Source organism: Aeromonas sp. SER (assembly GCF_038739615.1).
Taxonomy (GTDB): Bacteria; Pseudomonadota; Gammaproteobacteria; order Enterobacterales; family Aeromonadaceae; genus Aeromonas; species Aeromonas jandaei.
Map to the genome: position 1 here is coordinate 304840 of NZ_JBCGFC010000002.1, position 12338 is coordinate 317177.

7 protein-coding genes and 1 tRNA gene are annotated in these 12338 nt (G+C 60.8%); 4 read left to right on the top strand and 4 right to left on the bottom strand.

From position 1 onward, the window contains the following. Window positions 1–274: 274 nt before the first annotated feature. Window positions 275–4465, top strand: coding sequence for a formate dehydrogenase subunit alpha (gene fdhF / locus AAHA41_RS04225; protein WP_323070523.1), 4191 nt, complete (start codon window positions 275–277; stop codon window positions 4463–4465). A 157-nt stretch (window positions 4466–4622) separates the two neighbouring features. Here the strand turns inward: fdhF and AAHA41_RS04230 are convergent. Both AAHA41_RS04230 and AAHA41_RS04235 read right to left on the bottom strand, forming a co-directional pair. After that, window positions 4623–4698: transfer RNA gene (locus AAHA41_RS04230), tRNA-Thr, on the bottom strand. Between the two features lie 89 nt (window positions 4699–4787). Then, window positions 4788–5528, bottom strand: a complete 741-nt coding sequence (locus AAHA41_RS04235; RefSeq protein ID WP_104014256.1) for a phosphatase — start codon at window positions 5526–5528, stop codon at window positions 4788–4790. 473 nt (window positions 5529–6001) lie between these two features. On the opposite strand from AAHA41_RS04235, the gene AAHA41_RS04240 reads away from it, so the two are divergent. From AAHA41_RS04240 to ruvC, 3 genes are all read left to right on the top strand, one after another. Further along, window positions 6002–6655 (top strand): TetR/AcrR family transcriptional regulator, encoded by a 654-nt coding sequence (locus tag AAHA41_RS04240; protein WP_041208826.1) that lies wholly within the window; start codon window positions 6002–6004, stop codon window positions 6653–6655. A 48-nt stretch (window positions 6656–6703) separates the two neighbouring features. Next, window positions 6704–9028 (top strand): acyl-CoA dehydrogenase, encoded by a 2325-nt coding sequence (locus tag AAHA41_RS04245; RefSeq protein ID WP_198505930.1) that lies wholly within the window; start codon window positions 6704–6706, stop codon window positions 9026–9028. 145 nt (window positions 9029–9173) lie between these two features. Then, a complete protein-coding gene (gene ruvC, locus AAHA41_RS04250) occupies window positions 9174–9695 on the top strand; it encodes a crossover junction endodeoxyribonuclease RuvC (protein WP_323070524.1) in 522 nt (173 codons plus the stop codon). Between the two features lie 141 nt (window positions 9696–9836). On the opposite strand, the gene AAHA41_RS04255 is transcribed toward ruvC, so the two are convergent. After that, window positions 9837–10235: a hypothetical protein gene (locus AAHA41_RS04255; protein ID WP_201965730.1), complete on the bottom strand. Its 399-nt coding sequence runs from the start codon at window positions 10233–10235 to the stop codon at window positions 9837–9839. A gap of 2 nt (window positions 10236–10237) precedes the next feature. Beyond that, window positions 10238–12247 (bottom strand): patatin-like phospholipase family protein, encoded by a 2010-nt coding sequence (locus tag AAHA41_RS04260; protein WP_323070525.1) that lies wholly within the window; start codon window positions 12245–12247, stop codon window positions 10238–10240. Window positions 12248–12338 lie beyond the last annotated feature (91 nt).

Here is a 12338-nt window from a genome sequence, read left to right on the forward strand (position 1 = left end):
TAGATACAGCTTACGACTGCTTTAATGACCATAAAATAGCAATCAACACGATGTTTTAACTAGATATTTGCAACCCGCACCGGGTTATCGTTCCGCAGAGTGCGCCACCAGTGAAATCGTTTTCTTTTTAGGCAAAGAACCTGAGTTAAATCAAATAAAGTTGCATACCGTCTTTGGTATGGTGAGAAGATACAAAGCGATCCTCTTTGTCGCTTCCCCTGCTGGCTCCGCCAGATGCAGCATTTTCTGCGCCTTGAAAGCGAGTTATGACGCCATGATCACCATCACCCTCGATGGGGCTCAGTTGACGGTTGACCCGACCAGAACCCTGCTCCAGATAGCAAAACAGCACCAGATCGATATCCCCTCCCTGTGCAGTGACAACACCAGCGCTCCCAAAACGCCGTGCGATCTCTGCGTGGTCGAGATTGCCGGGCTCGGCATCCGGCGCGCCTGCGAGACGCGCCCCGAGGCAGGGATGATGGTCACGACGCAAAGCGATGCCCTGCGCGCACACCGCCAGCAGGCGCTCGGCCGCATCCTCGCAGATCACTACGCCGATTGCGAAGCCCCCTGCCAACGCGCCTGTCCGGCCGGGGTGGACATTCAATCCTATCTGCACCACATCGCCATGGGGGAGCACGAGGCGGCGATGGCCGTCATCAAGCAGACCCTGCCGATGCCCCTCTCCATTGGCCGGGTCTGCCCCGCTTTTTGTGAAGCGGAGTGCCGCCGTGCTCTGGTGGATGAGCCGCTGGCCATTCGTCAGCTCAAGCGCCATGCCGCCGATCTCGATCTGGCCGAAATTGCCCCCTATCAACCGACAAAGAAGCCCGCCAAGGGCAAGCGGGTGGCCATTATCGGCAGCGGCCCGGGCGGCCTCACCTGCGGTTATTATCTGGGTTACGAGGGGTTCGAGGTCGATCTGTTCGAGGCGATGCCCGAAGCGGGTGGTTGGCTGCGCTACGGCATCCCCGAATACCGGCTGCCCAAGGCGATCCTCGATCAGGAGATCGACCTGATGTGCCAAAGCGGCATGCGGATCCACACCAGACAGCGACTAGGCCACCAGATCACCCTCTCGGCGCTGTGCCGCGACTATGATGCGGTCTGTCTGGCGGTTGGCGCTTCCAAGGCGGTGCCGATGGATTACCCGGGCAGCACCCTGGCCGGCTGTTATCTCGGGGTCGATTACCTCAAGGATCGGATGCTGACCAAGCGGCTCACCACTGGCAAGAAAGTTGCGGTGATCGGCGGCGGCAATACCGCTATCGACTGCGCCCGCACAGCGGTCAGGCTGGGGGCTGACACCGCCCTCATCTATCGCCGCACCCGCGCCGAGATGCCCGCTGAAGCCTACGAGATCGACGAGGCGGAGCACGAAGGAGTGCGCTTCATGATGCTGACCAATCCGGTAGAGAATCTGCCAGACAGTCGTGGTCGCGTCTGTCAGGTGCGCCTCGAGAAGATGGCCCTCGGCGAGCCGGACGCCTCCGGTCGCCGCCGCCCGGAGCCCACTGGCGAGTACCTCATTGAAGAGTTCGATACCGTGATTGCGGCGGTGTCACAGCAGCCGGATCTCAGCTTTATGGAAGGGGAGCCCCTCACCCTCCCCTTCACCCGCTGGCAGACGCTGGAGTCCCATCCCGAGACCATGCACAGCGGCCACGGCAACCTGTTCGCCATCGGCGATCTGCGCCGCGGGCCCGCCACCGCCATCGAGGCGGTTGCCGATGGCCGCAAGGCGGCGCTGGCCATCGATCAGTTCCTCCACGGTGACATGATCGACCCGGTTCGTCCTTTCAACGCCTGCAAGGCCCCCAAACTCAAGCAGGTCGATCCCGCCCAGTTTGCTCACCTGAAAAAAGTCGCCCGCACCATCATGCCTCATCTGGCAGACGCCGAGCGGGAAGGAAGCTTTGCCGAGGTGGAGCGTGGTTTGAGTGATGCCGATGCCCGCAGCGAAGCCAGCCGCTGCCTCGAGTGCGGCTGTCAGGCCAACACCGATTGTGCACTGCGCGACTACGCCACCGAATACAAGGTCGAGCAGAGCGCTCTCGATACCAGCCAGTGCCAGAAGTTTGCAGTGGATAACAGCAGCGAATTTATCGTGTTCGATGCCAACCGCTGCATCGGCTGCGGCCAGTGCGTGCAGACCTGTGGTGAGCAAGCGGTACAAGGGGTGCTGAGCTTTGCCAAGCACAGCGATGGCACCCTCTCGAACCGCCCGCAGTTCGACACGGGGCTCTCGATGGGCGACTCCCACTGCGTGCAGTGCGGCGCCTGTGTACAGGTCTGCCCCACCGGCGCCCTGGTGGATGCCCGCGACAAGTCGCAGGGGCGCACCGAGCTGCTCACGCCGGTCAATACCATCTGCACCTACTGCGGGGTCGGCTGCGGCGTCACCCTCTATGTCGATGAGGTGCACAACCGCATCCGCTATGTGGAGGGAAATCGCAACTCGCCGGTCAATCAGGGGCTGCTCTGCGTCAAGGGGCGCTTCGGCTTTGACTTTATCCAGAGCGAGGAGCGCCTCACCACCCCGCTTGTCCGTAAAAATGGCGAGCTGGTGCCCGCCAGCTGGCTGGAGGCCATTGAGTTGGTTGCAGAACGCTTCAACGCCCTGCGCCAGCGCTATGGCAGCGATGCGCTGGCGGGTTTCTCATCGGCCAAAACCACCAACGAAGAGAACTACCTGTTCCAGAAGTTCATGCGCCGGGAGCTTGGCACCAACAACGTGGATCACTGCGCACGGCTCTGCCACGCCTCCACCGTTACCGGGCTGGAGGCGTCACTCGGCAGCGGCGCCATGACCAACGACATCCCGAGCATTGACCACTCGGACCTCATCTTCATCATCGGCTCCGACACCTCGGCGGCCCACCCCATCATCGGCTCCCATATCAAACGGGCCGTCACCACGGGCAAGGCGCGGCTGGTGGTGGCCGATCCGAAGCGGATCGAGATGGCCGACCATGCCAGCCTCTATCTGGCCCACCGCCCCGGCACCGACGTGATGCTGCTCAACGGCCTGATGCAGCAGATCATCCAGAACAACTGGCACGACAAGACCTATATCGCCGAGCGGGTGGAAGGGTTCGAGGCGCTGCAAGCGGAGGTGCTCTCCCCCGCCTATGCACCGGACAAGGTCGCCCTCGTCACCGGCGTACCGGCCGAGCAGGTGATTGAGCTCGCCCGCCTCATCGGCACCGCCGAGCGCACTGCCATCTACTACTCCATGGGGATCACCCAGCACACCACCGGCCACGACAACGTACGGGCCATCGCCAACCTGCAACTGCTGTGCGGCAACATCGGCATCGAAGGGGGCGGCATCAACCCGCTGCGGGGCCAATCCAACGTGCAGGGCGCCTGTGACATGGGGGCGCTGCCCAACTGCCTGCCCGGCTATCAGAAGGTGGCCAACCCCGAAGTACATGCCCGCTTCGCCGCCGCCTGGCAGCAGCCAGACTTACCGCGCACACCGGGCCTTACCCTCACCGAGACCATCGATGCCGCCTGTGCGGGCAGCATCAAGGGGCTCTATGTTATGGGGGAGAACCCGGTGCTGAGCGATCCGGACCAGCATCACGTCATTGAGGGGCTCAAGCAGCTGGAGTTTCTGGTGGTGCAGGATATCTTCCTCTCGGAAACCGCCCAACTCGCCGATGTGGTGCTCCCCTCCTGCTCCTTTGCCGAGAAGAGCGGCCACTTCACCAACACCGAGCGGCGGGTGCAGCGCATCTCCCCCGCCCTCAAGGCGCCAGGTGAAGCGCGGGAGGATTGGTGGATCATCCAGCAGATCGCCAACGCCATGGGCGGCGACTGGCGCTATCAACACCCGCAGGAGATCACCGCCGAGATCTGCCAAGTCACCCCGCAATACGCCGGCATCCAGTGGGATAAGGTGGATGTAGAAGGGCTACAGTGGCCCTGCAACGACGCGGCCCCCGAAGGCACTCGCCTGCTCCATGGCAAGCAGTTCACCCGTGGCAAGGGGGAGATGGTCGCGACCCCGTTCCGCTATGCCGCCGAACTGCCCGACGAGACCTATCCCATCGTGCTCACCACCGGCCGCCTGCTGGAGCAGTTCCACACCGGCACCATGACCCGCAAGACCAAGGGGCTCGACAAGCTGGCTGGCCCGCGGGTGATGATGAGCGTGGTGGATGCGCAGCGGTTGGGGATCTGCAACAGCGAGCGGGTGAAGGTCACCAGCCGCCGCGGCCATATCGAACTGCCCGCCTTCGTCACCAAACGGATGCAGCCAGGAGTGGTCTTTATCCCGTTCCACTTTGCCGAAGCACCGGCCAACCGGCTCACCATCAATGCCACCGACCCGCACGCCAAGATCCCCGAATTCAAGGTGGCAGCGGTGCGCATCGACAAGCTGGAATCCCCGTCGCAAGCTGGAGATCTATCCATGCAGAAGGAGCCAGCCAAGCCAGACATCGAGGTTGCCTGAGGGGAATAGCAAAACCTGAGTAGCCGCCTGCCGGGAGAGTTGGCCCGCAGGCCTTCATCCTTGGTATTGCGATAGCAAAAGAGGGATATGAGAAGGGGCTACCAACCAAAATGCACAAAGGGTTAGCTTCGCACAGAAGCTAACCCTTTGTTTTATATGGTGCCGATAAGGGGAATCGAACTCCTGACCTTCGCATTACGAATGCGCTGCTCTACCAACTGAGCTATACCGGCTTGTCGCCAGCCAGATTCATGAAAAATGGCTGGCGTGTCAATCGAGCCAACTCAATTTTATGAGTTGGCTCATGGTGTTATAGCCCGATTTACAGATCGGCAAACTCGGGGATATGGGCGCGGCCGCGGCTCTCGAGGAAATCGAGCAGGGCCCGGGGGGAGCGCACCAAGATCCGCTCCAGCGGGAAGCCCGCCTCGGTCACCAGCCGGTGGCAATGGTCAAAATCGCCGAGACTGAAAGCGACATGGGAATCGGAGCCGAAGGTGAGGTAGGCCCCCAGATCTCGCGCGGCTTCAACGATGGCACGGCAGTTGCCTTCGCTACCCGGGCGCGAGTGAATGAAGGAGGAGTTGTTGATCTCCAGCGCCACCCGATAGTCCGCAGCCGCCTTGACCACCGCCTGAATGTCGATGGGAAATGAGGGGTTGCCCGGGTGGCTGATCATATCGACCCGGCCGCTCTTGATGGCGTTGATCATCGCCTGGGTATGGGTTGCCTGATCGCAGGGAGGGAATACCTGCTCATGAAAACCCGCCATGATCATGTCGAGGCGCGACTCATAGCGCTCTGGGAAATCGATCTCCCCGTCGAGGTTTTTGATGTTGGCCTCGATACCCCGCAGGATCCCCACCCCGTCCACCACTCTTGGCAATATCGGCAAGTTGGCAAAATGCCAGACATGAGGGGCATCGGCCATCTCGGGGCCGTGATCCGTGGTGGCGAACAGCTTGATCCCTTTGGCTCTGGCAACGGGCAGATAGTCGTGGATGGTGCTGTAGGCGTGGGTGCTGGCAATGGTGTGAGTGTGGGTATCGACCGGGTACTTCATCTTCTCTCCCCTCATATTTTGAAAGGGCAGCATAACAAAGTAGGGGGAATTGGGCCACGCCGGCACTTGCCACACTTTGTCACAAAATACCGAGGAACTGACATAGTCTGAGCGGAGCTGACTGGCATACTGGCTCCCGTCGATACATGCCTGAACTCGCATCGACAGTTTGTCATCAGGATGATGCAAACTCACTTTCCCCACCGTCGCTCCCCGCGGCGGTTTTTTTTGCCTGTTTGTTACCCTCTGCCACCGTCAACCGGGCAAAAAAATGCCCAACTAGCAAGAAGCAGGTTGGGCGAGACTTAATGTTTAATTGCAGTGGCATAGATATAGAGTCTCGCGCTGTGGAGTTAGTTCCGACCTTTTTGCGCTTTTTCACAAAAAACATTCTGCTAACACCCGTTCACAATCTCTTGACACCTCGCGTTATGAAACGTACTTTTTAAACATTCGTTTAAGTGAGGTGTCCAGTGAGTAAAATCGATACCAAAAACCGTATTCTCGACGCCGCTGAAGTGCTGTTTGCCGAGCGGGGATTTGCCGATACCTCTTTGCGTCTGATCACCAGCGAGGCCGATGTCAATCTGGCTTCCGTGAACTATCACTTCGGCTCCAAGAAGGAGCTGATCCAGGCGGTGCTCGACCGCTATCTGAGTCTGTTCATGCCAGATCTGGATGCCCGCCTGCGGGTGCTGATGGAGCAGGATCAGCTCACCCTGTTGCAACTCTTTGAAAGCTTTGTCGAACCGCTGATGAAGCTCTCGGCGGTGCGGGCCAATGGCCCGGCCATCTTCATGCAGCTGCTGGGGCGCGGCTATATCGACAGCCAGGGTCACCTGCGCCGCTTTATCACCGCCCACTATGGCCCCATTTTGCAGCGGATCACCCAGGCTATCTCCAAGGCCAACCCGGCCCTCTCGCCAGCGGATCTCTTCTGGCGCCTGCACTTCACCTTGGGCACCGTCGTCTTCACCATGGCCTCTGCCGATGCGCTGCGCGACATCGCCCTGGCCGATTTTGGCCAGCAGCTCGATGTCGAGGGGCTGGTACGCAACGTTATTCCTTATCTGGCGTCCGGAGTCGGGGCACCAGTGGAGTCGACCAGGCTCTCCCTGGCCGTGTAACAACCAACAATAAATCAACGGAAACAGTGAAATAGAAGGAACTTCGGTATGATCACATTGCTTATCCTGCTGGTGCTGGCGATTGCCGTTGTGCTCGGCGTCCCCTCACTGCGCAAACAGTGGGTAACCCGTCCTGTGTTCGGCATCTTCAAGAAGATATTGCCGCCCTTGTCGGCCACCGAGCGGGAGGCCATGGAAGCCGGCTCCGTCTGGTGGGATGGCGAGTTGTTTCGCGGCAATCCCGACTGGAAAAAACTGCACGGCTACGGCAAGGCCGAGCTGACCGCAGAGGAGCAGGCCTTTATCGACAATCAGGTCGAAACCCTGCTCGCCATGGTTGATGACTTCAAGATCGTCAACGAAACCAAAGACCTACCAGAACCGGTCTGGGACTATCTGAAGAAGGAAGGCTTCTTCTCCCTGATCATCCCGAAATCCTACGGCGGCCGCGAATTCTCGGCGATCGCCAACTCCACCATCGTCACCCGCATTGCCACCAAGAGCCTGAGCGTGGCGGTCACCGTCATGGTGCCGAACTCCCTTGGCCCGGGCGAGCTGCTGATGCACTACGGCACCCAGGCCCAGAAAGATTTCTGGCTGCCGGGGCTGGCCAATGGCAAAGAGGTGCCCTGCTTCGCCCTGACCGGGCCGGAAGCGGGCTCCGATGCAGGTGCCATTCCTGACAAGGGAATCGTCTGCAAAGGGATGCACAAGGGTGAAGAGGTGCTGGGTATTCGCCTCAACTGGAACAAGCGCTACATCACCTTGGCGCCGCGCGCCACCGTGCTGGGACTGGCGTTCAAACTCTATGACCCGGAAAAACTGCTGGGTGACAAGGAAGAGCTCGGCATCACCTGCGCGCTTATCCCCACCAGCCACCCCGGCGTGCGCGTCGGCGATCGCCACTACCCCATGGGTCTGGCGTTCCTGAACGGCCCGACCTTCGGTAAGGATGTGTTCATTCCGCTCGACTGGATCATCGGCGGCCCGGATTACGCCGGTCGTGGCTGGCGCATGCTGGTGGAGTGCCTCTCCGCCGGTCGCGGCATCTCGCTGCCTGCGCTGGGCACCGCTTGCGGTCACATGGCGAGCCGTACCGTGGGCGCCTACTCCTATGTGCGCAAGCAGTTCGGCATGTCCATCGGCAAGTTTGAAGGGGTGCAAGAGGCGCTGGCTCGCATCGGCGGCCTCACCTATCAGCTGGAAGGGGCCCGTCGCATGACCGCAGGTTCGCTGGATTTGGGTCAGGCACCGGCCATCGTCACCGCGATTTCCAAGTACCACATGACCGAAATGGCGCGTCAGATCATGGATGACTCCATGGACATCCACGCCGGTCGTGCCATCCAGCTGGGCCCGAAAAACTACACCGGCTACGCCTACATGGGTATTCCGGTCGCCATCACGGTGGAAGGGGCCAACATCCTGACCCGCAACCTGATGATCTTCGGGCAAGGGGCCACTCGCTGCCACCCGTACGTCTTTGCCGAGCTGGAAGCGGCAGCCGATACCGACGTGGAACGCGGTCTCGAGAAATTTGACGCCCTGCTGATGAAACACATCGCCTTCGGCGCTGGCAACTTCTTCGGTTCCCTGTTCCAGGGGCTGACCCTGGGTCAGTTCAACAGCGCGCCGGTAGCCGGTGAAACCGCCCGCTACTACAAGCAGCTCTCCCGCATGAGTAAAGGGCTGGCCCTGTGCGCCGACGTATCCATGCTGATGCTGGGTGGCGATCTCAAGCGCAAGGAGATGATCTCCGCCCGTCTGGGGGACGTGCTGAGCCACCTCTATCTGGCCTCCGCTACCCTCAAGCACTACGAGGATCAGGGCCGCATGGTCTCCGATCTGCCGTTCGTGCAGTACGCGGTGGAGCGCAACCTCTACCTGATTGGCAAGGCGTTCGAGGGCTTCTTCCAGAACTTCCCGAACAAGGTGGTGGGTGCCGTACTCAAGCGCGTGGTGTTCCCGTTCGGCGTCGGTTACAAGATGCCGGCCGACGATCGCTGCCACGCCATCTGCCTGGCCATGATGAAGCCGGGCGAGTTCCGCGACCGTCTGACCGCCCTCTGCTATGTGGGCAAGGACGAGGCAGATCCGGTCGGCCTGATGGAGCGCGCCTTCCAGGCCATGGTCGCAGTGCAGCCCTACGAGAAGAAACTGGTGCAGGCCCAGAAAGAGGGCAAACTGCCCCGCAAACTGGCGCTGCCGGAACTGGTGGAAGCTGCGCTGGCCAAATCGGTGCTGAGCAAGGACGAAGCGGACAAGCTGCTGGCCGCCGATGCCCTGCGCTACGAAGCCATTCAGGTGGACAACTTCGCCCCGGGCGAGCTGGAGGGAATGGCGCAGGCCAGCCCCATCCATCACGCCGCCTGACAAGCGATAATCAAAAAGGCCCCTTTCGGGGCCTTTTTTTATGGCAATAGCCACGCACTGACCGTTCGCACATCCTGCGTACAGCCAAGCAGGCCGGAGTTTGCTATCTTGCGGCCATCATTTGCGTCTAGAGCAAGCACAACCCATGAGCATTATTTTGGGCATAGACCCGGGATCGCGGATCACCGGTTACGGGGTTATCCGGGTCGTCGGCGGCAAGGTCGAATATCTGGGGTCGGGCTGTATCCGCACCGACTGCGGCGAGTTGCCAGACCGCCTCAAGCAGGTCTATGACGGGGTATGCGAGATCATCACCCAGTTCAAGCCCACCGAATTTGCCATTGAGCGGGTCTTTATGGCCCGCAACGCCGACTCGGCCCTGAAACTGGGGCAGGCCCGGGGCAGCGCCATCGTTGCCGCAGTCAACGCCTATCTACCGGTGAGCGAATACTCTGCCACCCAGATCAAGCAGGCGGTGGTGGGGACCGGCGGCGCCAGCAAGGAGCAGGTGCAGCATATGGTGACCCATCTGCTAAAACTCTCCGCCACCCCGCAGGCGGATGCGGCGGATGCCCTCGGTGTGGCGCTCTGCCACCTGCACACCCGCCAGAGCCTGATCAAGATGGCAGGGCGCGCCAGCAGCTCGGTACGCGGCCGCTATCGCTAAACCTTGTTCGCCCACACGGCTCACCTCGGGATCGCCAAATAAAAAAACCGCCCCGGATATCCGGGGCGGTTTTGTTTGGCCCATCAGCAAGCCGGGACGTCGCTAAAGACGAAATCGCTCGGCTTGGCACTCTGCGTTTGGCTAGACGAACAAGCTACCCGAGCGTACCGGAATACTCTCCTCCTGAGCTTGCAATAAAGGCAGCAGTTCGTTGTAACCGGCATGCAGCTTGTCGCAGGCAGCTTGGCATACTTCTGGATCCGCATGCTCATCCAGAGTGCACCACAACAGCAAATGCCCTCGACCATCCACCGTCAGTCTGGCCGGTTGCAAGGTAGAGAGTGGGCTGTTGACCTGCAACAACAGCAACATGACGCCGGAAAGCATTCTGGTGGGAAGCGGGGCGAGCGGCAGTGCCAGCACATATTGCCCGTCAATCTTCTCGAACCATAGCTCTGGTGCATCCTCAAACCGGATCACCCTGCTCTCGCCCGCGGCGGGTAGAGCCAATCCCAGTGAACCCAACCAATCAATCAGCATATTTACTCCTTCATCATCCAGGAGCGAGCCTGAGTCACAGTGGTAGAGGAGAGAGGCTTGCTCCACGGTTTATTGCGGGCCCCATAGTTATCAGCCAGCTCCCGCAGGGCCTCATTGACCTCGGCCGATGTGGTCGCGCCGACGAGTGCGTGCTCGGTTTTACGCAGAAGTGCCACATTGCTGTCCGGCTGACCGGGACGGAACAGGGAGGGGTAGATCACCTCATGAATGATGTTGTTCGCGACCGTGGCCACCTGACGGCGGCTGGCCTCTTCCTTGCCCAGATCCAGCGCGGCGAAACGCCCTGCCGGGCTCGGTGTATCGAGCAACCTGGCCAGCGCCGGATTGTCTGCCTGATTGAGCTGCGCGGCAAGCCACTGCTGCCGGGCCGGCGAGTCTGCGAGTGTACCAAGCTGATCCAGAGCCTGCGTCAGCGAGCCAGAGAGATCGAGTCGCGCAGAGGGATCCTGATCCAGCACAGATGCAACCAGCACAGAGAGTTGCTCCTGGACTTCCTGACGAAAAAGGGCCGTTGCCTGGACATCCGGGGTGCGCTCTTCGGCCACCGCGGCAAAGTCCCGATCCGGGAGCGCCAGCAGCGCCGACTCCAGATCCTGGAACTGATAATCCTTGCGGCTGCTCTCCCGCCCTTCCAGATGCTGCCCGACCACATCGGCCAACCTCTCCTGCAGATGCTGCTTGTCCGCATCGCTCATGGTGAAATTGAGGGTGCCACTTAACGTGCCGCTGAAATCACCGCGCTCTGATTTGAGCGGCACTGTCACCACTTGATCGGTCAACCCGTCAAGCCCTCTGGTTTGCAACGCCGAGCGTGCACCGACGGGAGCGCCAACTACCCAGTCTGCAATCGCCCCCTTGCGAGTACCGCGATCGGCCGGTTTCCCGCCCTCTTCTTCAAACTTGAGGATCAGGTTCTCGTGCTCGGCGATGGTGGCCCCCCGGGCCTCGGGATGGATAAGTTCAGGCACCGGGACGTTGAGCATGACGCCACCATCTTGCAATGACAGCTTCTCCCCCTGCGCCAGGAAAGGTTGATGCTGCTCCTCCGGGCGACTGAACACCACCGGGAATGAGCCCGATATGTGCGCGGCGCGGGCAATCTCCATGTCTGGCGTCAGGCGGGCGTTAAACAGGATCATCTGGGGACGACCATCAAACATGCCGGTCCCCGTGATGTTCAACTCCTTGATGGCCGGAATATGGCGACCAAGCAGAGCCAGATCGCCGAAGGTCACACCGCCCCCCTGCTCAAGGCGCTGACGAATGGCTGCGACGTCGGGTCTGGCTGCCAGCTCGGGGTGGGCCTTCAATTGCGCCAGAACCGAACTGCGTGACTCCTGCTTGAGTATCCTTTCGAGCGGGACGGCATCCGACTGCAGACGCGGAAAGATGTTGCTCAGCAGTTGTACGAAGCTGCCAAGTTTACCCAGCTTGAGTTTTTCGAGCACGCTGGCGATCGCTTTGCCTGCTTCGCCACTCATGTGCTGGGCCAGGCTGATCTTTTTAACCGGCGAATCAAGCAGGCTGATGAAGTCCATCTCGTCAGAGAGCGCCTTGAACTCGTTCGCATTCATACCGGCAGCAAGCAGTGCGGCGGTAATGGCGCCGGCCGAGGAGCCAGAGAGTGTGCGGATCCCCTCCAGTTTCCCCTGCGCCTCCAGTGCCTGGATGGCGCCCGGATAGGCAGCCCCTTTGGCGCCGCCACCACTGAGCACCAGGCTGGTGATGGGTGGCCGGGCCAGAGTAACGGATGCCGAGCCATCCTGCTGGCGGGTGATGGTCACCTGACGCGGGCCGCAGCCCTCACAGATCACATCGCTCTTGGCAGAAGCCGCCAACGGGGCATGGCTCACACTCTCCAGCCGGGGGCCGGATACGCCACCCAGAGTCGCGACAAGGCTGGGTGCACTCTCCTGCGGTCGGCCAGGTTGCGGCTCGACAGCAGGCGTGTGGGTCGATGGTGAAAGACTGGGGGCTTGCTGAATCTGCATGGCGCTTCTCCTGTTACGATGGAATTGTCCCCATTCTAGGGATGCAACCCATGGTCGTTTGGCAACAGAAGCCGCGATTTTGTCAATGGGG